The 19,820-nt window shown below is 70.2% G+C and carries 18 protein-coding genes; 10 read left to right on the top strand and 8 right to left on the bottom strand.

Annotated features, from left to right (window positions below; all coding sequences use genetic code 11):
- Positions 1 to 526, top strand: a 526-nt coding sequence (locus ACE3TL_RS07570) for an energy transducer TonB (protein WP_374578109.1), incomplete at its 5' end; no start/stop codon positions are given.
- A gap of 339 nt (positions 527 to 865) precedes the next feature.
- Here ACE3TL_RS07570 and leuA read toward each other — a convergent pair.
- The 4 genes from leuA to ACE3TL_RS07550 all read right to left on the bottom strand — a co-directional run bounded on the left by leuA (position 866) and on the right by ACE3TL_RS07550 (position 5,548).
- Positions 866 to 2,536: a 2-isopropylmalate synthase gene (gene leuA / locus ACE3TL_RS07565; RefSeq protein WP_374578108.1), complete on the bottom strand. Its 1,671-nt coding sequence runs from the start codon at positions 2,534 to 2,536 to the stop codon at positions 866 to 868.
- Between the two features lie 177 nt (positions 2,537 to 2,713).
- Entirely contained in the window at positions 2,714 to 3,088 is a 375-nt protein-coding gene (locus ACE3TL_RS07560; RefSeq protein WP_374578107.1) for a DUF4440 domain-containing protein, read from the bottom strand.
- The gene (locus ACE3TL_RS07555) at positions 3,085 to 4,065 is read right to left on the bottom strand and encodes an NADPH:quinone reductase (RefSeq protein ID WP_374578106.1); all 981 of its coding nucleotides are present in this window, start codon (positions 4,063 to 4,065) and stop codon (positions 3,085 to 3,087) included. Before ACE3TL_RS07555 ends, ACE3TL_RS07560 begins: the two co-directional genes overlap by 4 nt.
- 94 nt (positions 4,066 to 4,159) lie before the next feature.
- Entirely contained in the window at positions 4,160 to 5,548 is a 1,389-nt protein-coding gene (locus ACE3TL_RS07550) for a carotenoid oxygenase family protein (protein ID WP_374578105.1), read from the bottom strand.
- Positions 5,549 to 5,640: 92 nt separating this feature from the next.
- Between ACE3TL_RS07550 and ACE3TL_RS07545 the strand changes: the two genes are divergently transcribed.
- Positions 5,641 to 6,369 carry a TetR/AcrR family transcriptional regulator gene (locus ACE3TL_RS07545; protein ID WP_374578104.1) on the top strand — a complete coding sequence of 243 codons (729 nt, stop codon included), beginning with the start codon at positions 5,641 to 5,643 and terminating at the stop codon, positions 6,367 to 6,369.
- 226 nt (positions 6,370 to 6,595) lie between these two features.
- On the top strand, positions 6,596 to 7,738 hold the full coding sequence (locus ACE3TL_RS07540; RefSeq protein ID WP_374578103.1) for an epoxide hydrolase family protein: 1,143 nt from the start codon (positions 6,596 to 6,598) through the stop codon (positions 7,736 to 7,738).
- A 16-nt stretch (positions 7,739 to 7,754) separates the two neighbouring features.
- Here ACE3TL_RS07540 and ACE3TL_RS07535 read toward each other — a convergent pair whose 3' ends face one another.
- Positions 7,755 to 10,067 carry an ATP-binding protein gene (locus ACE3TL_RS07535; protein ID WP_374578102.1) on the bottom strand — a complete coding sequence of 771 codons (2,313 nt, stop codon included), beginning with the start codon at positions 10,065 to 10,067 and terminating at the stop codon, positions 7,755 to 7,757.
- A 97-nt stretch (positions 10,068 to 10,164) separates the two neighbouring features.
- Between ACE3TL_RS07535 and ACE3TL_RS07530 the strand changes: the two genes are divergently transcribed.
- Complete coding sequence (locus ACE3TL_RS07530; protein ID WP_374578101.1) at positions 10,165 to 11,172, top strand: low specificity L-threonine aldolase; 1,008 nt, start codon at positions 10,165 to 10,167, stop codon at positions 11,170 to 11,172.
- A gap of 12 nt (positions 11,173 to 11,184) precedes the next feature.
- Here the strand turns inward: ACE3TL_RS07530 and ACE3TL_RS07525 are convergent, their stop codons facing one another.
- Positions 11,185 to 12,213, bottom strand: coding sequence for an NAD(P)H-dependent flavin oxidoreductase (locus tag ACE3TL_RS07525; protein WP_374578111.1), 1,029 nt, complete (start codon positions 12,211 to 12,213; stop codon positions 11,185 to 11,187).
- Positions 12,214 to 12,258: 45 nt separating this feature from the next.
- Entirely contained in the window at positions 12,259 to 13,221 is a 963-nt protein-coding gene (locus ACE3TL_RS07520; RefSeq protein ID WP_374578100.1) for an acetyl-CoA carboxylase carboxyltransferase subunit alpha, read from the bottom strand.
- Between the two features lie 241 nt (positions 13,222 to 13,462).
- On the opposite strand from ACE3TL_RS07520, the gene ACE3TL_RS07515 reads away from it, so the two are divergent.
- Positions 13,463 to 14,143: a hypothetical protein gene (locus ACE3TL_RS07515; RefSeq protein ID WP_374578099.1), complete on the top strand. Its 681-nt coding sequence runs from the start codon at positions 13,463 to 13,465 to the stop codon at positions 14,141 to 14,143.
- Between the two features lie 227 nt (positions 14,144 to 14,370).
- Here ACE3TL_RS07515 and ACE3TL_RS07510 read toward each other — a convergent pair whose 3' ends face one another.
- Positions 14,371 to 15,285, bottom strand: coding sequence for a tyrosine recombinase (locus ACE3TL_RS07510; protein ID WP_374578098.1), 915 nt, complete (start codon positions 15,283 to 15,285; stop codon positions 14,371 to 14,373).
- 73 nt (positions 15,286 to 15,358) lie between these two features.
- On the opposite strand from ACE3TL_RS07510, the gene ACE3TL_RS07505 reads away from it, so the two are divergent.
- The 5 genes from ACE3TL_RS07505 (at position 15,359) to ACE3TL_RS07485 (ending at position 19,790) form a co-directional block, all read left to right on the top strand.
- Positions 15,359 to 15,907, top strand: a complete 549-nt coding sequence (locus ACE3TL_RS07505; protein ID WP_374578097.1) for a shikimate kinase — start codon at positions 15,359 to 15,361, stop codon at positions 15,905 to 15,907.
- Positions 15,904 to 17,016 (top strand): 3-dehydroquinate synthase, encoded by a 1,113-nt coding sequence (gene aroB / locus ACE3TL_RS07500; protein WP_374578096.1) that lies wholly within the window; start codon positions 15,904 to 15,906, stop codon positions 17,014 to 17,016. The genes ACE3TL_RS07505 and aroB overlap by 4 nt, the downstream gene beginning before the upstream one ends.
- Positions 17,013 to 18,302 carry an HlyC/CorC family transporter gene (locus ACE3TL_RS07495; protein WP_374578095.1) on the top strand — a complete coding sequence of 430 codons (1,290 nt, stop codon included), beginning with the start codon at positions 17,013 to 17,015 and terminating at the stop codon, positions 18,300 to 18,302. Before aroB ends, ACE3TL_RS07495 begins: the two co-directional genes overlap by 4 nt.
- 101 nt (positions 18,303 to 18,403) lie before the next feature.
- The gene (locus ACE3TL_RS07490) at positions 18,404 to 18,781 is read left to right on the top strand and encodes a response regulator (protein WP_374578094.1); all 378 of its coding nucleotides are present in this window, start codon (positions 18,404 to 18,406) and stop codon (positions 18,779 to 18,781) included.
- A 64-nt stretch (positions 18,782 to 18,845) separates the two neighbouring features.
- Complete coding sequence (locus tag ACE3TL_RS07485) at positions 18,846 to 19,790, top strand: serine hydrolase (protein ID WP_374578093.1); 945 nt, start codon at positions 18,846 to 18,848, stop codon at positions 19,788 to 19,790.
- The last annotated feature ends 30 nt before the right edge of the window (positions 19,791 to 19,820 follow it).

The following is a 19,820-nucleotide window of genomic DNA, read 5'->3' as shown; positions in this document are numbered from 1 at the left end:
GGCTCCTTCCTCCCCTCCTCGGGAGCCTGCGCCGACGGCTGTTGTTCCACCCCAGGTCCGCCAGGATGCGCCTTCGACGACTGCCGCCGCAGCGAGCCCGCCGTCCGCCGCATCGGCGTCGGCCCAACCGCCCGCCCCGATCCAGCTCGCCGCCGCGTCCAGCGCCGCCCCGGCCGCAGCGCCGCCGCCGCGCCAGGGAACCCGCGACGGGCTCGACATCGATGCGAAGAACGGCGCCAGCCTCGACTACGCCTCGCGCCTGCGCGCCTGGCTGGAGGCGCACAAGACCTATCCCAAGCGCGCCCGCATGCGCCGCGAGGAAGGCGTCGTCCACCTGCAGTTCGCCGTCGACCGCCAGGGCCGGCTGCTCGGCGGCGACGTCATCAAGAGCTCCGGCTTCGCCAGCCTCGACGCCGAGGCCATGGCCATGCTGGACCGCTCCAACCCCTTCCCCGGCGCCCCGAACGGAGTGCGCGGCGAACGCATCGAAGTCTCGACCCCTGTGGAGTTCTACCTGCACCCCTGACGCTCGCCCCGGCGAAGGCCGGGCTCTGTGGCCGGGCGCGGAGTCGGTCACCTGCCCGGCCAGCGCGACGGAGCCCGGCCTTCACCCGGGCGAGCGGACTCTCAAACGCCCCTCTGACCGCCGCGCAGATGGACGGCCATGTTCCCACCCACGCATGTCGTCCCGGAAAGCGCGCAGCGCTTGTCCGGGATCCATGAACGCCTGAGCTTTCAGGCTCTTGCGCCGCCGAGGCGGTTTCTGAACCGCATGTGTTCATAGGTCCCGGTCTTGCTTCGCAAACCGGGAGGACACTCATATGCGATGGCCCCGCCCAAAAAGGGAGCACCTGGGCCGCGAAAACTACCCCACCCCGTTCGCCGCGCTGAGCACCGCCCGCACCGAGGCGGTGGCGACGTCGGCGTCCATGCCGACGCCGAAGATCGTGCGCCCATCGCTCGTACGGCACTGCACATAGGCAGCCGCCACGGCATCGCCCCCGGTCCCGATCGCGTGCTCCTGGAAGTCGCTGACGTCCAGCTTCACCCCGCAGTCGCTCTCCAGCGCCGCCAGCAGGCTGGAGATCAGGCCGTTGCCACGGCCGCGAATGGTGATCGCCCGTCCGTCCAGCCGCAGCTCGCCCACGAACACCCGCTGCTGGTCGGCGCGCGAAACCCCGGTCTCCTCGAAGCTGACCAGCTCGAACCGCTGGCCGGGCGTCAGCCGATAGGCCCGCTGGAACGCCTCCCAGATATCGGCGGTGACCAGCTCGCGGCTGGTGTCGTCGGCCAGCTGCTGCACCACGCGGCTGAAGTCGGCCTGCATCGGCTTGGGCAGCTTCAGGCCCTTGTCCTGCTGCAGCACCCAGGCGACCCCGCCCTTGCCCGATTGCGAATTGACCCGGATCACCGCCTCGTAGCTGCCGCCCAGGTCGGCCGGGTCGATCGGCAGGTAGGGCATGGCCCAGACCTCGTCGTTGCGCCTGGCCCGCGCCTCGAAGCCCTTCTTGATCGCATCCTGGTGGCTGCCGGAAAAGGCGGTGAACACCAGTTCCCCGCCATAGGGATGGCGCGGATGCACCGGCAACTGGTTGCAGTATTCGACCGTCTTCACGACGGTCTCCATGTCCGAGAAGTCCAGGCCCGGATCGACGCCCTGCGTGTAGAGGTTCAGCGCCAGGGTCACCAGGTCGACATTGCCGGTCCGCTCGCCGTTGCCGAACAAGCAGCCTTCCACTCGGTCGGCGCCGGCCATCACCGCCAGTTCGGCTGCGGCCACGCCGGTCCCGCGGTCGTTGTGCGGGTGGACCGAGATGACCACGCTGTCGCGCCGCGACAGATGGCGGTGCATCCACTCCACCTGGTCGGCATAGATGTTCGGTCCCGCCGCCTCGATGGTCGCCGGCAGGTTCAGGATCACCGGCTTCTCCGGCGTCGGCTCCAGCACGTCCAGCACCGCCTCGCAGACCTCCAGGCTGAACTCCAGCTCGGCGGTCGAGAAGGTCTCGGGGCTGTACTCATAGCGCCAGTCCGTGCCCGGCCGCTTCTCGGCCTGCTCGCGCATGATGCTGACGCCCTCGACCGCCAGGGCCTTCACCCCTGCCCGGTCCAGGCCGAACACCACTTCGCGCCAGACCGGCGAGACGGCGTTGTAGAGGTGCACGGTCGCCGCCCGCGCGCCCTCCAGGCTCTCGAAGCTGCGCTCGATCAGGTCGCGCCGCGACTGGGTCAGCACCTGGACCATCACGTCCTCGGGCACGCGGCCCTCTTCGATCAGGCTGCGGATGAAGTCGAACTCGGTCGCGCCGGCCGAGGGGAAGCCGACCTCGATCTCCTTAAGGCCGATGGCGACCAGCAGCTCGAAGAAGCGCTGCTTCTTCTCGGCGTTCATCGGGTCGGCCAGGGCCTGGTTGCCGTCGCGCAGGTCGGTCGACAGCCAACGCGGGGCCCTGGTGATGGTTTTCGACGGCCATTGGCGGTCCGGCAGGTCTACAGGCGGAAACGGGCGATACTTGACCGATGGGTCGCGCAGCATGGGCATGGGGCGGCTCTCTCGCAGGGAGGCGTAGGATTATGGATTGAGGCTGGCGTGCCGCCGCCGGGGCAGCCGTTTAGATCCGGCGGCCGCCGGTAAGTCGCGTGCTGACGCGGAGCAGGGCTGCAAAGGCGCTGACCATGCCCCTACATAACCGCCGCCGCCGCGCCCCGCAACCTAACCGGTGGTGACGAAGGTCTCGCTCTCAATCACCCACTGGCCGCGCACCTTCTTCCAGGCGGCGAGATAGGGGCCGCTCGACGACGCATCCTTCCAGGTAGCCAGCCAGGTCCCGGTCTCGGCGGCGCGCTCGCCGAAGGGGTCCAGCGCCACCTCCTGCGTGGTGCGCAGATAGGTCACGAAGCTGGGGTCGGCGAACTGCGCCTCGAAGGCGGCGATGATCGCCGCCGCGCCCATCAGGAGGCCACCTTCGCCGGAGATCAGGGTCGCGTCGGAGGCGAAGAACGGCGCCAGCCGCCGCGCATCGTGGGCGGCGATCAGTCTGTTGGTCAGCTTGCGGCGGGCGCGGATGGCGTCCTGCGGCGCCGTCACGGCTCGACCACCACGGTCCCGACCTTGCCGCCGCTCTCGACCAGTTCGTGCGCGCCGGCGCAGTCCTCCAGCGGGAAGCGCCCCGCCACCGACAACATCCGCTCGCCCGTTCCGATCCAGCGGGTGATGTCCGCCTGCGCCCGCCGCCGCGCCTCGTGCGGCGAGACCGGCAGATAGACGCCGCTGACCTGCAGGTTCAGCCCCATCATCGCCCCCGCCGGCACAACCGGTTCGCGCGCGCCCTTGGTGGCGTAATAGGCGATCGAGCCGTTCAGCCGCACGCAGGCCAGCGTCGCGGCCAGGTTGCCGCCGAAATCCACGTCGACGACGTGATGCACGCCCTCCCCGTCGGTCAGCTCGCGCACCCGCGCGGCCACGTCCTCCCGGCGATAGTCGATCACGTGATGGGCGCCGCCCGCCCGCGCCCGCTCGGCCTTCTCCTCCGAGCTCACCGTGGCGATCACGCTCGCCCCGGCCCAGGCGGCGAGTTGCACCGCATAGTGGCCGACCGCGCCGGCCCCGCCGGTGACCAGCACCGTGCGTCCCTGCACCGGCCCGGCCAGGAACAGGCTGCGATGGGCGGTCATGCAGGGAATGCCCAGGGTCGCGCCCTCGGCGAACGAGACCTGGTCCGGCAGGACGCTCAGCAGGTCGACGTCCAGTTCGATGTATTCTGCCGCCGATCCGAACGCCCGGCCGTTGCGCTGGCCGTTGTAGAACCAGACCCGCTTGCCGACCCAGGCGGGAGAGACGCCCGGCCCCACGGCCTCGACCACGCCGGCCCCGTCGCTGTTGGGCGTGATGCGGGGATAGGCCATGGGCGCCGGCCCCGCGCGCATCCCCGCGTCCGAAGGATTGACCCCCGAGGCCCGCACGCGGATCAGCGCCTGGCCCTGCCCCGGCTCGGGCGTCGGCCGGTCGCCCAGTTGCAGCACTTCGCGCGCCGGCCCCGTCCGGTCGTACCAGATCGCCCGCATGGCTCCTCCCGATCGCTCACGTTGCGACCGACAGGTCTATGGGAAGGCGTCGCCGCATCCAAGGCCCTGGCCGGCGCCGAATGGCGGGCGGTCCCTACCCCGCCACCCAGTTGCCGTGGAACCCGAACGGCACGCGGCGCGGCAGTTCGGCGGTCCCGATCGGCCCCTTGGCGACGTCCAGCGCGTCGAACACCAGGAAGTCGCTGCGGTTCTCCGCCGCCCGCCAGACCACCGCGGTCAGCCAGCCGTCGCCCTCGCTCGCATCGTCCGATCTCGGCGTGAACACCGGCTCGGAGGTCATGTCCCCCTCCGGCAGGGCGTAGACCGAGCGCTTGCCCGTCGAAAGATCCAGGTGGGCGATGGCGTTCTGCTTGATGGTCTTGGCCCCGCCCGGATCGGCCGCATACCAGCCGTGCCTATAGGCCAGGCCCGCGAACCGCTCGTCAAAGCGCGGGAACTCCCCATCCAGGTCGTCGATCGGCTCGACCTTGATCGCGTCGGAGTTTCCCGCCAGGTCGAAGGTCCAGCGCACCATCCGCGCGGCGGTCTTCTGGCCGGGCGACCCGTCGGCGTTGGGAAACAGCGGCGCGGCCGGATATTCGAACACGTCGGCGATCAGCTTGCCGCCTTCCTCCCAGGCGTTCATCGGGTGGAAGACATAGCGCGCCGGCGCGTTGAACCAGCGGATCGACGAGACGTCGCCGTCGCGGCGCATCACCGCCACATAGCTCGCCTTGTCCGCCTCCCAGGCGAAGGCCGGCAGCCCGCTCATCGCCCGCTCCAGGCTGCCGGTCAGCGGCAGCACCGGGAAGGCGACGTAGTTCTCCGTCACCAGGAAGTCGTGAATCATCGAGGAATAGGGCGCCTCGAAATCGTCGCGCCGCACCACCTGCCCGCCCGCGTCGGTGACGCCGTAGCTGATCCCCGCGCCGAACGGCATCGGCCCGATCCCATAGCCGAACCAGACCATCTCGCCGGTCTTCGGATCGATCTTGGGATGGGCCGTGGTCCGGCCCTTGTAGCCTTCCACATAGCCCTTCGAGTTCAGGGTCCGCGACTCCATCTCGAAGGGCATGTGCCCTTCCTCCAGCGCCAGCAGCCGCCCGGCGTGCGAGACGATGTTGGTGTTGGCTACGCCGCTGTCCTTGCCGATGGCGCTGGGATCGGTGGCCATCGGGTTGCCGAACGACCCGAACAGCGCCTGGCCCGCCGCGTTCTCCAGCTCCCACTTGGGCGTGCGGACATAGCGGTTGCGATAGCCGACCTTGCCGTCCTCCACGTGGAAGGCGTGGATCATCCCGTCCCCGGCGAACCAGTGGTACTGGCCGCGCGGCTCGAACTGCGGATTGGGACCGATGCGATAGAGCGTGCCCCGCAGGTCCTTCGGGATCTCGCCCTTCACCACAAGGTCGAAGTCGTCCTCGCTGCGAACCGGCGCGAAGTTGCCGGACAGGTAGGGGTTGATGCGAACCTCGCCGTCCATCTGCGTCTCCTCTTCTTTGCTTTTTACGTTGTAAATTTATCTCGTAAGAGTTAGGCCATGGCAAGCTCTTTTTCCTTGGCCTTGAGTCCCCGATGCCCCGCGTCCTGTCCGAAGCCGACGTCGCCGACTTCCGCGAACGCCTGTGCGAAGCGGCCGAAAAGCTGTTCGCCGAGAAGGGGCCGGACGCGGTGACCATGCGTCAGCTCGCCGCCGAGCTGGGGGTCAGCCCCATGACCCCCTACCGCTACTTCGCCGACAAGGAGGACATCCTGGCCGCGGTGCGCACCAACGGCTTCAACCGCTTCGCCGAGGCGCTGGAGACGGCGCTCACCAAGACCCAGGGCAGCGCGCGCGCCAAGAGCACCGCGGTCGGCGAGGCCTATCTCAACTTCGCCTTCGAACACCCCCAGACCTACAAGCTGATGTTCGACCTCAACCAGCCGCACGAGAAGGACTATCCCGACCTCGTCGCAGCCGCCGCCCGCGCCAACGCCATGCAGTCGGCCTATATCCGCGGCCTGGTCGAATCCGGCTTCATGCAGGGCGACCCGGAGGAGATCGGCCGCATGTACTGGGCCGCCACCCACGGCGCCGTCACCCTCGAACTCGCCGGCAAGCTGCCCAGCGGCGCGGCCCGCACCCTCTCGCGCCAGCTCGGCCAGACCCTGGCCCGAGGCCTGCGCCCGGGCGCGGAGGCCAAGTATTTTCCTCCCCCGCTTCGCCGGGCGATCGCATATGGGTGTCATCCCGGTTTGCGAAGCAAGACCGGGACCCATGAACACAGGCGGTTCAGAATCCGCCTCGGCGGCGCCAGACCCTGAAAGCTCAGGTGTTCATGGATCCCAGACAAGCGCTGCACGCTTTCCGGGACGACATGCGAAGTGGGATACCACCGCTTATCCGCGCCATATGCGATAGCCCTGCCCGGCTTCGTAGGGGAGGAAAAGAAAGCCCAATCGCCCCGCCCTACCGGCAGGAATCCGTATTGACGCCCCCAAGGGCAACCGCGCCACCTTCGTCGCAACCAAAGAAAAAGGGGAACGCCGCATGGTCCAACCGTTCGAGGTCGCCTGGAGCGACGACGCCGTCCAGGCGGTGCTGGATCAGGTCCGCGCCTATCCCTGGCCGCCGGCGCCGCAGGTTCCCGACGGCTGGGCCTATGGCTGCGACGGCGCCTATCTGCGCGAGCTCTGCGACCATTGGACCGAGCGCTACGACTGGCGCGCCGCGGTCGCCGACCTCAACCGCTTCCCCCAGTTCACCGCCAGGGTCGAGGACTTCGACCTCCACTTCCTGCACGTGGTCGGCGAAGCGGGCGGCAAGCGGCCGCTGCTGCTCACCCACGGCTGGCCCGGCTCGCACTACGAATTCTGGGGCGTGATCGAAAAGCTCGCCTGGCCCAGCCGTTTCGGCGGTCGCGCCGAAGACGCCTTCGACCTCGTCATCCCCTCCCTGCCCGGCTTCGGCTTCTCGTCCAGGCCGGCCCGGCCGATCGGCCAGCAGACCACCGCGCGGCTGTTCAACACCCTGATGACCCAGGTGCTGGGCTACGACCGCTACCGCGCCCAGGGCGGCGACTGGGGCGCGCTCGTCACCTCCTGGCTCGGCCTCGAACACGCTCAGAACGTCTCGGCCATCCACCTCAACATGATGGGCTTCCGCCCGGCCGGCGGTCCCAAGAGCGAGGAGGAAGTCGCCTGGATGACCCGCCAGGGCGCGATGATGGACGTGATGGGCGCCTATTTCCGGCTCCAGTCCTCCAGGCCGCAGTCCCTGGCCTGGCTGGGCGCCGGCAACCCGGTCGGCCAGGCCGCCTGGATCGCAGAGCGGTTCCACGACTGGTCCGACCTGCGCCAGCGGTCCCTCGACCAGGTCCATCCCAAGGACCGGCTGCTGACCAACATCATGATCTACGTGATGACCGGCGCCTTTGCGACCGGCGCCTGGTACTATCGCGGCCTGCTGGAAGAGCGGCCCCCACTGATGGCCGAGGGCGAGCGCTGCGAGACCCCGACCGCCTTCGCCAACTTCCCGGGCGAGCCGCTCTACACCGCCCCGCCCCGCCCCTGGGCCGAGCGCGCCTACAACATCGTCCGCTGGACCGAGCAGCCCAGCGGCGGCCACTTCGCCGCCATGGAGGAACCCGACCTCTTCGTCGCCGACGTCCAGGCCTGGGGCCGGGAGAGCTAGCCTCTACACGGCGGGCCTATTCCCCCGTCACCGCCGCGATCGCCTCGACCAGGCGAGCGACCTCCAGCGGCTTGGGCACCAGGGCGTCCATGCCGGCGGCGCGGTATTCGGCCTCCTGGTGGGCCATGGCGTTGGCGGTCAGGGCGATGATCGGCGTGCGGGCCAGGCCCGCGTCCGCCTCGTGCTCGCGGATGCGCCGGGTCGCGGTCGGCCCGTCCATCACCGGCATCTGCACGTCCATCAGGATCAGGTCCCAGCCGCCCTGCGCCGCGGCCTCGACCGCCGCCTGGCCGTCCGCCACGCAGGCGACCTCCAGGCCAAGCTGCGCCAGCAGGGTCTTCAGCACCAGTTGATTGACCAGATTGTCCTCGGCCGCCAGCACCCGCAGCCCGCCGGCCGGAACCTGCGCAGGCGCCTGCGGCGCCGGCTCCGGCGCGGCCCGCACCCGCGTCAGCGGCAAGCTCACCGTGAAGGTCGATCCTGCGCCAAGCTCGGAGACCACCCCGACGCGTCCGCCCATCAGCTCGGCCAGTTCGCGGCAGATCGCCAGGCCCAGGCCCGACCCGCCATAGCGCCGGGTGGTGGAGGCGTCTTCCTGCACGAACTTCTGGAACAGCGCGCCTTGCCGCTCGGCCGCGATCCCCGGCCCGGTGTCGGCGACCTCCAGCACCAGCCGGCCGGCCCGCCGCAGGGCCCGCACCCGCACCGTTCCCCGGGCGGTGAACTTCACCGCATTGGAGACCAGGTTGTGCAGGATCTGGCGCACGCGGATCGGATCGCCCGCCCAAAGCCCGTTCAAGGCCGGCTCGGCCGCAAGCTCCAGTTCCAGCCCCTTCTCGGCCGCCAACGGCCCGAAGGTCGCCGCCACGCCCTGCATCAGCGCGGCGATGTCGACCGCCCCATCCTCCAGCTCCAGCCGCCCGGCCTCGATCCGCGACAGGTCCAGGAGGTCGTTGAGCAGCACCAGCAGCGTCTCGCCCGCCTGGCGCACCACCTCCAGCCGCTCGCGCTGGCGGTCGATCAGCTCGTCCCCGGCCATGGCCTGGGCCATGCCCAGCACCCCGTTCAACGGCGTGCGGATTTCGTGGCTCATGGTGGCCAGGAACGCCGACTTCGCCGCATTGGCCGCATTGGCCGCATCGCGCGCCTTGCGCAGCCGCAGGTTCAGCTCCTTCAGCCGCCGTTCCGAGCGCTTCACGTCCTCGATCGACTGGGTGATGACCACGCAGCGCACCGGTCCCTCGCCCTCGAACCGCGCGGCGACCAGCCGGAACCACTCGCCGTTCCTGGCCTGATAGGCGCGGGTGAAGCTGTCGGCCTGCCCCGCCAGCACCGAGCGCACGCCCCGGGTCAGCAGTTTGCCGCGCCCGCCCGGCAGCCGGTCGAACACGTCGAACAGGTTGCGGCCCATCGGATAGACGTCGCTCTTCACGACCTCCGCCCCCAGCTTCCGGAACGCCGAATTGGCCGCGATGATCGCCCCGGACTCGTCGATGACGGTCAACAGGGCGGGCAGGCCGTCGATCACCCCGCGCCCGAACCGCTCGGATTCGCGCAGCTCGGCCATCGCCTCGCGCTGGGCGGTGACGTCCTGGCTGGCGCCGTGCAGGGCCACGCAGCGCCCGTCGACCATGCGCGCCTCGCCCATCACCCGCAGCCAGATCGGCGCCCCGTCCGCCCCCACCGCCTGGGCCTCGAAATCGACCCGTTCGCCGGTGCGGATGGCGTGGCTGATGTGCTCCAGCACCCATTCGCGCTCGTTCGGCGCATAGACGTCCATCGAGGCGATGTGGTTCTCGACCGGGGCGGGCCGACCGAGCAACTCGACCAGCTCGGCGCTCCAGCGCACCACGCCGGCGATCAGGTCGACCTCCCAGCCGCCCAGCCGCGCCAGGCGCCCGGCCGCCTTCAGCGCCGTCGACGCAGCCGCCAGCCGCTCGCGCATCTGCCGGGCCGCCGTCACGTCCGCCTGAATGGCCATGAACCCGTCCAGGGCGCCCGCATCATCGAAGATCGGCCGGAAGTCGACGTCCATCCAGACCCGCCGCCCTTCCTTCACCTGGTTCAGGACCTCGGTGCGGAACCCCTCGCCAGCCGCGGCGCGCGCCGCCATCCAGGCCACCGTCTCCGGATCGGCGTCGACGCAATAGAACAGCTCGCCCAGTTGGCGGCCCCGCACCTCGGCCAGGCTGTAGCCGGTCATGGCGGTGAAGCTGTCGTTGATCCACTCGACCCGGCCGGCGGCGTCGCACAGGGCCACCGCATGCGCGGTCAGCCGCGCGACATTGGCCAGCCGTCCGGCCAGATCCGCCCCGGAAAAATCACCCATACTCAAACCCCCGCCGCCGAACATGACGGGGCGACTATGAAGATTCCAGAAAACTCCCGGCTTCGCCGCGCACGAAAGCCGCGCTACCAAGCCGCCCATGGCCCGCTACGATTTCGCCTCCGACAACACCGCCCCCGCAGCGCCCGAGGCCATGGAGGCGGTGATCGCCGCCAACGCCGGTTTCACCTCGGGCTACGGGACCGACCAGGTCAGCGCCCGCGCCGCCGATGCGGTCCGCGCCCTGCTGGACGCCGACGCCGAGGTCCGTTTCGTCGCCTCGGGCACCGCGGCCAACGCCATCGCCCTTGGCACGATCTGCCGCCCGTTCGAAGCGGTGCTCGCCCACGAGCACGCCCATGTCTGCACCGACGAGACCGGCGCGCCGGGCTTCTTCGGCCATGGCCTGGGCCTCGTCGGCCTGCCCGGCGCCTCGGGCCGGATCGCGCCGGACACCCTCGCCGGCGCCCTGGATCAGCCCGACGTCTCGCACCGACAGTCGCCCGCCGCCCTCTCCCTGACCAACGCCACCGAATACGGCGCGCTCTATTCGCAGGACCAGCTCGCCGCCCTGATCGCGCCGGCCAGGGCCAAGGGCCTGGCCGTCCATCTCGACGGCGCGCGCCTGGCCAACGCCGCGGCGGCCGGCTTCGACCTGAAGGCCGTCGCCCGGCTCGGCGTCGACATCCTGGTGGTCGGCGGAACCAAGGCCGGCATGCCGCCGACCGAGGCGGTCGTGATCTTCGACCGCGCCCTGGCCCGCCGCTTCGATGCGCGCCTGAAACAGGCCGGCCAATTGCCGTCCAAGGGCCGCTTCTACGCCGCCCCCTTCATCGGCATGCTGGAGACCGGCGCCTTCACCGCCCGCGCCGCCCACGCCAACGCCATGGCCCGGCGGCTCGCCGGCGCCATGCCCTTTCCCCTCGCCCATCCGGTCGAGGCCAATGCGGTCTTCGTGCACATGGACGATCAGGCTCTGGCGCGCCTGCACGCCGCCGGCTGGTTCGCCTACCGTTTCCTGGACGGCTCGGTGCGCTTCATGTGCTCATGGGCCGTCACCGCCGAGGCGGTCGACGACCTCACCGAAACGCTCCGCAGCCTGGTCTAGGACATATCTCCGTCAGGCCGGCACGGCCTGACGGGTGGTCGAGAAGCGGGCCAGGCGGCCGTTGATGATCTCCTCGGCCTCGCGGACGATGCGGCTCACCAGTTCCTGGCAGGAGGGAATGTCGTGGATCAGGCCCTGGATCTGGCCGGCCGACCAGATGCCCGCATCGTTGTCGCCCACCTCGTAGACGCTGCGGCCGCGGACGCCGGCCACCAGTTCGCGCACGTCCTCGAACTTGGCGCCTTGCTTCTCCAGCGCCACCACCTGCTGGCTGACGGCGTTCCTCGCCACCCGGCTGGTGTTGTGCATGGTGCGGAAGATCAGGTCGGTCGCGCGCTCGTCGTTGGCGACGATCTGCTCCTTGATCGCTTGGTGGATCGGGCTTTCCTTGGTGCACATGAAGCGGGTGCCCATGTTGATCCCCTCGGCGCCCAGCGCCAGGGCCGCGACCAGGCCGCGCCCGTCGCCGAACCCGCCCGAGGCGATCATCGGGATCTTCACCTTGTCGGCCGCCGCCGGGATCAGGATCAGGCCCGGCACGTCGTCCTCGCCCGGGTGGCCCGCGCATTCGAAGCCGTCGATGGAGATGGCGTCCACACCCATCCGCTCGGCCGACAGGGCGTGGCGAACGCTGGTGCACTTATGGATCACCACGATCCCGTGCTTCTTGAATTCGGCGACGTGTTCGGCCGGCTTGTTGCCGGCGGTCTCCACGATCTTCACCCCGCTGTCGATGATCGCCTGGCGGTATTCGGCATAGGGCGGCGGGTTGATCGCCGGCAGGATGGTCAGGTTCACCCCGAACGGCTTGTCGGTCAGGGCGCGGCAGCGCTCGATCTCCTCGCGCAGCTTGTCCGGCGTCGGCTGGGTCAGGGCGGTGATGAAGCCCAGCCCCCCTGCATTGGCCACCGCGGCCACCAGTTCGGCGCGCCCGACCCATTGCATCCCGCCCTGCACGACAGGGTGCTCGACGCCCACGAGTTCGGTGAAACGGGTCTTCAAGGCCATAGCGCCCTCCCAAACATTTGTTTGGGCGACAATGAACCCGCCAACGCCGCGTCAGGCAAGCCGGTTTAGCGCCAAGCCCTATTGCAGCCCGCTGCGCCCGATGGCGTAGAAGCGCTCGGCCCGCTGCTTGCGCAGGGCTTCGATCGACAGCCCGGCCAGCTTGGAAAGCTCGTCCTCGATGGCGTCGCCCACCGCCTGGATCGTCGCCTCCTTGTCGGCGTGCGCCCCGCCCGGCGGCTCGGCGATGATCCGGTCGACGATCTTCATGCCGATCAGGTCCTGGGCGGTGATCTTCATCGCCTTGGCCGCTTCCTCGGCCGTGCGCGCCCCGCGCCACAGGATCGAGTTGGCCCCCTCCGGCGGGATCACCGAATAGATGGCGTGTTCCAGGATCAGCACCCGGTTTCCGCAGGCGATGCCCAGCGCCCCGCCCGAGCCGCCTTCGCCGGTCACCACCGCGACCATCGGCGCCTCCAGCATCAGGCACTTCTCGGTGGACCGGGCGATGGCCTCGGCCACCCCGCGCTCCTCCGAGCCGACGCCCGGATAGGCCGCGGGCGTGTCCACGAAGCTGATGACCGGCAGGTTGAAGCGCTCGGCCAGCTCCATCAGCCGGATCGCCTTGCGATAGCCTTCGGGCCGGGCGTAGCCGAAATTGTGCTTCACGCGGCCGACGGTGTCGCGGCCCTTCTCGTGGCCCATCACCACCACCGGCTGGCCGCGGAACCGGCCCAGCCCGCCCAGGATCGCCTGGTCGTCGGCGAACTTGCGGTCGCCGCGCAGCTCCACGAACTCCTCGATCAGCCCGCTGCAATAGTCGACGAAGTGCGGCCGGTCGGGATGGCGCGCCACCTGGGTCTTCTGCCAGGCGTCCAGCTTGGCGTAGGCTTGGCGGCGCACTTCCTGCGCCCGCGCCCGCAGCGCCTCGATCTCGGCGTCCAGCGCCCCGGAGCCGGTGGTTTCCGACAGTTTGGACAGTTCCTCGATCTTCGCTTCGAGGTCGGCGATCGGGCGCTCGAACTCGAGATAGTGTGCGGCCATTCGAGGAATCTTCCCTTTCCGTTGGCGGAAGCGGCGGAAACTAGGCGCGAAGCGCCCGCCTCACAAGCCCGAGGAACCTCCATCGCGGCCCGCGCGTCAACCCGGCGACTGCAACCGCCGCCGCCCCGTCACGTTCTGATAGCCGAGGTCGGACCGACGTCCCGGCGGGAGGCCGGCGATCCCCTCGCCCTCGGCCCGCCCCCCGGCGGGCGCTGAGGCAGCCAGGAGCCAACCTATGCGAATGATCAAGATCGCACTGGCGACGGCGGCGGCGCTTTCGGTGGCGCCGCCGGCCGCCTTCGCCCAGTACCAGCCCACCGACCAGTACCGCCAGGACCTGCGCCAGTACGACCGCGAGCGCGCCGACTACGACGCCGCCCGCCGCGACTACGAAGCCCGCCGCGCCGATTGGGAGCGCCAGCGCGGAACCTACGACCGCCGCTGGGGTTCGGGCGCCTACGAACGCCGCTACGGACCGCCGCCCGCCTGGAGCGCCGGCGACTACGGGCACGACACCTCCTATTTCAGCTCCGATCCGTCCTGTCGCAACCGCCGCGACACCAACTCGGTGGCCGGCGGCCTGATCGGCGCCCTGATCGGCGGCGCGCTCGGCTCCAACATCGCCGCCCGCAACGCCCGCACCGAGGGCGCCGTGCTAGGCGCCCTGGTCGGCGGCGGCATCGGCGTCGGGGTCGGCCGCTCCTCGGCCCGCTGCGACGACCGCGGCTATTACTACAGCTACGACCAGACCATCCCTTACCGCGAGGGCGCCTACGACCGCGCCCGCCGCTCGGGCCGCTACGACTACAGCTACTACAGCAACCAGCGCTGCCGCCTGGCCCCCGCCCCGGTCTCCGGCGACGAATACCGCTACGTCCGCGTCTGCCCCGACCGCGACGGCCGCTACCGGATCACGGGGTGAGGAGCGCCGGCTCGCTCTGGCGAGCCGGATGCGATCGACAACGATTTGTCGATCGCCGCGACGAACGCCCGAAGCGCCAGCGTAGGGCCGGCCTCTAAATCCTCCCCCTCTGGGGGAGGTGGATCGGCGCAGAGCGCCGAGACGGAGGGGGACTGCTGACTCAGCAAGCTCCCTCAGTCGCCCATTTGGCCGACAGCTCCCCCAACGGGGGAGCATCTATTCCCCAGCTACCCCTTCCGCCCCAGCGGGTGCTTGGTCTCCACCACCTCGCGCAGGCGCTCGCCGGCGACGTGGGTGTAGATCTGGGTCGTTGCGATATCGGCGTGGCCCAGCAGCTTCTGGACGATGCGCAGATCGGCCCCGCCTTCCAGCAGGTGGGTCGCAAAGGCGTGGCGCAGCACGTGCGGGCTGACCCGGGCCGGGTCGATCCCGGCGTCCGCCGCCGCCTCGTCCAGCAGTTGGGCGAACCGCCTCGGCGTCAGCCGCCCGGCCTTGCCGCGCGAAGGAAACAGCCACGGGTTCGCCGCATCGCCCTTGGGCAGGAAGTCCTTGCGCGCGTCCAGATAGGCCTTCACCGCCGCCCGCGCCGCCGCGTTCAGCGGGGCCAGCCGCTCCTTGCCGCCCTTGCCCTTGACGATCAGATAGGCCGGATCGCGCGCCAGCGCCGCCAACGGCAAGGCGGTCAGCTCCGAAATGCGCAGGCCCGAGGCGTAGGCCAGTTCGATCATGCAGGAGAGCCTCAGTCCCTGCGCTCCGTCCCGCGCCCCCGCCGCGGCGATGATCCCATCGACCTCGGCGCGGCTCAGCACCTTGGGCAGCGGCCGCCCCTTCTTGGGCGCGTCCACCCGCCGCGAGGGATCGTCGCTCCGCCATCCTTCGCCCAGCACGAAGCGATAGAACTGCCGCACCGCCGAGCGCCGCCGCGCCGCCGTCGCCGGCGACAGCCCCCGGTCGCTCAGCGCCGCGAAATAGGCTTCGATCTCCTCGGCCGCGGCGCCGGCCAGGTCATGGCCGCGCGGCTTCAGGAAGGCTTGGGCGTCGGCCAGGTCGCGGGCGTAGGCGGTCAGGGTGTTGCGCGCGCTGGCCCGCTCCCCGGCCATCATCTCCAGGAACGCCTCGATCCAGGCCGCGCCGTCCGCCATCGCCTCTTACGACCTCTTCCGCCCAAGCGCAGTTGGCGCAAGCCTCCCGCCTCGTGTAAGACCTGCGCCGTTCATGGACCGTTACACACCGCTGCGCGCCCGCACCATCGCCCTCGTGGGCCTCATGGGGGTCGGCAAATCCAGCGTCGGCCGCCGCCTGGCCAACGCCCTCGACCTGCCGTTCCGCGACGCCGATCACGAGATCGAGACGGCCGCCGGCCGCTCCATCCCCGACATCTTCGCCGAGATGGGCGAGCCCGCCTTCCGCGAAGGCGAGCGCCGCGTCATCACCCGCCTGCTCGAAGACCCGCCCCACGTGCTGGCCACCGGCGGCGGCGCCTTCATGAACGACGAGACCCGCCGCCTCATCAAGGAAAAGGCGGTCTCGGTCTGGCTCAAGGCCGACCTCGACATCCTCGCCCGCCGCATCGGGCGCAAGGACACCCGCCCCCTGGTCTCGGGCAAGGACCCGCTGGCGGTGCTGACCGAGCTCGCCGAGACCCGCTATCCGATCTACGCCGAGGCCGACATCATGGTCGAAACCGGCGACACCCCCCACCACGTCGCGGTCGACCAGATCCTCCGCGCGCTCGCCACCCACCTGCAGGAACCCTCGCAATGAACCGCACCATCCCCGTCGGACTGGGGACCCGCGCCTATGACGTGGTGGTCGGTCACGGCCTGCTGGACGACGCCGGGACCCTCTGCGCCCCGTTCCTGAAGCGCGGCCGCACCGCCGTCGTCAGCGACGCAACGGTCTGGGGCCTGCATGGCGCGCGCCTCACCGCCGCCCTCGCCGCGGCGGGGATCGAGAGCCATCCGGTCGTCGTGCCCCCGGGCGAGCAGACCAAGAGCTGGGAGGGCCTGGCCGACGTCTCCGATCGCCTGCTGGCGCTGGGCCTCGACCGCGGCGACCTGATCATCGCCTTCGGCGGCGGGGTGGTCGGCGACCTCGCCGGCTTCGCCGCGGCGATCTACAAGCGCGGGATCGACTTCATCCAGATCCCCACCACCCTGCTGGCCCAGGTCGACTCCTCGGTCGGCGGCAAGACCGCCATCGACACGCCGCACGGCAAGAACCTGATCGGCGCCTTCCACCAGCCGCGCCTGGTGCTGGCCGACCTCGACGTCCTGGCCACCCTTTCGGCCCGCGAAATGCGCGCCGGCTACGCCGAGGTGGTCAAGTACGGCCTGCTGGGCGACTTCGCCTTCTTCGAGTGGCTGGAGGCCAACAGCGCCGCGGTCCTCGCCCGCGATCCCGACGCCCTGGCCTACGCCGTCGCCCGCTCGGTGGAGATGAAGGCCGAAATCGTCGCCGAGGACGAGAAGGAGGCCGGCCGCCGCGCCCTGCTCAACCTCGGCCACACCTTCGGCCACGCCCTGGAGGCCGAGACCGGCTACGGCGAGGCCCTGCTGCACGGCGAAGCGGTCGCGGCGGGCAGCGCCATCGCCTTCCGCTTCTCCGCCGCCCAGGGCCTGTGCAGCGGTCAGGCCGCCGAGCGCGCCGAAGCCGCCATCGCCGCCGCCGGCCTGCCGACCCGCCTCTCGCAGGTGGCCTCCGGCGCCTTCCCGGCGGACGCCCTGGTCCGCCACATGGGCCAGGACAAGAAGGCCGAGGGCGGCAAGCTGACCTTCGTGCTGGCCCGCGCCCTGGGCGACACTTTCGTGGCCAAGGACGTCGACGCCGCCGCCGTCCGCGACTTCCTGGTGGCGGAGGGAGCTCTGCCTTGAGCGTCGTGGCCGTCCTCGCGGGCCTGGCGCCCGCGCTGGTCGTCCTGCTCAGCCTCTCGGGCCTGATCTCGGCCGCCGAGACCTCGATGACCGCCGCCAGCCGCGCGCGAATGCATCAGCTCGAACGCGACGGCGACCGCGCCGCCCGCCGCGTCAACCGCATGATGGCCGATCAGGAGAAGATGATCGGCGCCATCCTGCTCTCCAACAACGCCATCAACATCGGCGCCTCGGCCCTCGCGACCATGACGCTGTCGGCGGCCTTCCCCGGCCCGGTCGGCGCCCTGCTCGCCACGGCGGTCATGACCGTGCTGATCGTGGTCTTCAGCGAGATCCTGCCCAAGACGCTGGCCATCGCCCGCGCCGACGACGTCGCCCGCGCCCTCTCGATCCCGACCTGGTGGGTGGTGCGCATCTTCGGGCCCCTCGCCAACGGCGCCCAGTGGATCGTGCGCCGGACCCTCAAGCCTTTCGGCATCAACCTCTCCATGGAGACCGACGTCCTGGCCGCCCACGAGGAGATCCGCGGCGCGGTCGAATACCACCATGCCGAGGGCCTGGTCGAAGCGCGCGACCGCCACATGCTGGGCGGGGTGCTGGACCTGTCGGAGATGGACGTGACCCAGGTCATGGTCCACCGCAGCGCCATCTCTATGATCGACGCCGACCAGCCGGCCAAGGCCCTGCTCGACGACCTGCTGGAAACCGGCCACAGCCGCGTGCCGCTCTACCGCGACGATCCGGAGAACATCGTCGGCGTGCTGCACGCCAAGGACGTCCTGGCCGCGCTCGCCGCCTCGGGCGGGAAGCTGGAGGCGCTGGACATCCCCGCCCTCGCCCGCGAGCCCTGGTTCATCCCCGAGACCACCACCCTGAAGGATCAGCTCGCCGCCTTCCTCAAGCGCCAGGTCCACTTCGCCCTGGTGGTCGACGAATACGGCGCCTTGCGCGGCCTCATCACCCTGGAGGACATCCTCGAGGAGATCGTCGGCGAGATCGAGGACGAGCACGACAGCGCCCTCGAAGGCGTGCGCCGCCAGGCCGACGGCTCGGTGGTGGTCGACGGCTGGGTCGCCATCCGCGACCTCAACCGCGCGCTGGACTGGAGCCTGCCCGACGACGATGCCGTCACCGTCGCCGGCCTGGTCATCCACGAGGCCCAGACCATTCCCAAGGTCGGCCAGACCTGGACCTTCCACGGCCACCGCTTCCAGATCGTCCGGCGCGAGCGCAACCGCATCACCGCACTCAAGATCTCCGCGCCCGCCCGGTCCGAGCGTGACTGAGCGCTCGCCCCAGCCCCTGATCTAAAGTACAAAAACGGCCTTCGCTCAATTTTGGCAGGCATGCCGAAGGAGTCACCCTTGCGCGGTCCGGAGCCTTCGAAATGAGCACGACGACTGATCTGGCCGGTCTGCGCGTGCTCGTGGTCGAGGACGAAATGATGGTCTCGATGCTTATCGAGGACATGCTCGAAGACCTGGGATGCAAGGTCGTCGGCCCCGCTTCGCGGCTGGAAGAAGCCATGGAGCTGGTCAACTCGGTCGAACTCGACTGCGCCGTGCTGGACGTGAACCTCGGCGGCCAACCGATCTTCCCCCTCGCCGACCTTCTGAGGGAAAAAGGCGCCCCCTTCGCCTTCGCCACCGGCTATGGGGACGCTGGCCTGCGCGACGCCGACAAGGGCTCCCCCGTCCTCCAGAAGCCCTTTCGCGAAGGCGACCTCGCCCGCATCCTCGGCGAACTGCGCCTGCAGGCGAAATAGCCGCCCCGCCCGCTGTCCTTGCTAGGGGGTGCATTGTCGATCCCGAGCCGGCAGGATGCCGGCCATGGGAAGCGTTCCTCACCGTTCAGCCGCAATGACGCCGGATGCGATCGAAGCGGGCTTCGTCCGGGCCGGATGCGATGTGGCGATGCATGTGCTCGATCTGACGACCGCGAGCGAGGTCGCCATCCATGCGGACCACCCGGTCGTGCTGGCCTCGGTGTTCAAGATCTTCGTCGCGCTGGAGTTCTACGCTCAGGTCGCCGCTGGCCGTCTCGACCCTGCCGAGCGCCTGGACCTGGACCCGGCGGACCTCACCGCCGGGCCGACCGGGATTTCGAGCTTCAGCGATCCGGTGAGGATATCGCTGCGCGACCTTGCGCGGCAGATGATGAGCGTCAGCGACAATGCGGCGACCGACCTGTTGCTGGCGCGGGTGGGGCGCGAGAACGTCAATGCGCGCCTTGGGGTCTGCGGCTGTCCGAGCACGGTGGTCGACTGCGATCTTGCGACCATGTTCGACGAAATGGCCGTCGAGATCGGATTTGCGGGCTACGCCGAACTGGCGGCGGCGCGGTCCGGAAACCTGGGCCCTGAGGCGTTTGCGCAAAGCAACGACCGCGCACTGGTGGACGGGGCCACGGCGTTCGATCCGATGCGAACCAACCGCTCCACCCCGCGGGACATCACCCGCCTGCTGCGTGCGGCCTGGCGCGACGAAGCGGCCCCGCCACAGGCCTGCGCGGCGCTGCGGGAGGTGATGGGCCAGCAGGTGAGCACGCGCCTGGGCCGTTTCCTGCCGGACGGGGCGAGCATCGCGGCCAAGACCGGCAGCCTGACCGGCCGGGTTCGCAACGAGGCTGGCGTGATCACCCATGCGGACGGCCGGGCGTTCGCGGTGGCGGTCTTCACGCGCGCCCATGCGCCGTTCGAGCAGGTCGCCGCCATCGAGGCGGAGATCGGCAAGGGCGCGGCGGCGGCGATAGAGGCGCTGAGGTCGATGGGCTGACTGGCGGCCCATGAATATGCGCTTCAGCCT

It is taken from the genome of Phenylobacterium sp. (assembly GCF_041920015.1).
GTDB lineage: Bacteria > Pseudomonadota > Alphaproteobacteria > Caulobacterales > Caulobacteraceae > Phenylobacterium.
The sequence above is the reverse complement of the archived record's forward strand: the minus strand, read 5'-3'. Positions and strand labels throughout refer to the sequence as shown.

Bases quoted from the DNA above. Each gene is read 5' to 3' on its own strand.
- leuA (WP_374578108.1), bottom strand. From the start codon at position 2,536: ATGCTGCGCGACCCATCGGTCAAGTATCGCCCGTTTCCGCCTGTAGAC.
- ACE3TL_RS07555 (WP_374578106.1), bottom strand. From the start codon at position 4,065: ATGCGGGCGATCTGGTACGACCGGACGGGGCCGGCGCGCGAAGTGCTG.
- ACE3TL_RS07550 (WP_374578105.1), bottom strand. From the start codon at position 5,548: ATGGACGGCGAGGTTCGCATCAACCCCTACCTGTCCGGCAACTTCGCG.
- ACE3TL_RS07545 (WP_374578104.1), top strand. From the start codon at position 5,641: ATGCCCCGCGTCCTGTCCGAAGCCGACGTCGCCGACTTCCGCGAACGC.
- ACE3TL_RS07540 (WP_374578103.1), top strand. From the start codon at position 6,596: ATGGTCCAACCGTTCGAGGTCGCCTGGAGCGACGACGCCGTCCAGGCG.
- ACE3TL_RS07535 (WP_374578102.1), bottom strand. From the start codon at position 10,067: ATGGGTGATTTTTCCGGGGCGGATCTGGCCGGACGGCTGGCCAATGTC.
- ACE3TL_RS07530 (WP_374578101.1), top strand. From the start codon at position 10,165: ATGGCCCGCTACGATTTCGCCTCCGACAACACCGCCCCCGCAGCGCCC.
- ACE3TL_RS07520 (WP_374578100.1), bottom strand. From the start codon at position 13,221: ATGGCCGCACACTATCTCGAGTTCGAGCGCCCGATCGCCGACCTCGAA.
- ACE3TL_RS07515 (WP_374578099.1), top strand. From the start codon at position 13,463: ATGATCAAGATCGCACTGGCGACGGCGGCGGCGCTTTCGGTGGCGCCG.
- ACE3TL_RS07510 (WP_374578098.1), bottom strand. From the start codon at position 15,285: ATGGCGGACGGCGCGGCCTGGATCGAGGCGTTCCTGGAGATGATGGCC.
- ACE3TL_RS07505 (WP_374578097.1), top strand. From the start codon at position 15,359: ATGGACCGTTACACACCGCTGCGCGCCCGCACCATCGCCCTCGTGGGC.
- aroB (WP_374578096.1), top strand. From the start codon at position 15,904: ATGAACCGCACCATCCCCGTCGGACTGGGGACCCGCGCCTATGACGTG.
- ACE3TL_RS07490 (WP_374578094.1), top strand. From the start codon at position 18,404: ATGAGCACGACGACTGATCTGGCCGGTCTGCGCGTGCTCGTGGTCGAG.
- ACE3TL_RS07485 (WP_374578093.1), top strand. From the start codon at position 18,846: ATGGGAAGCGTTCCTCACCGTTCAGCCGCAATGACGCCGGATGCGATC.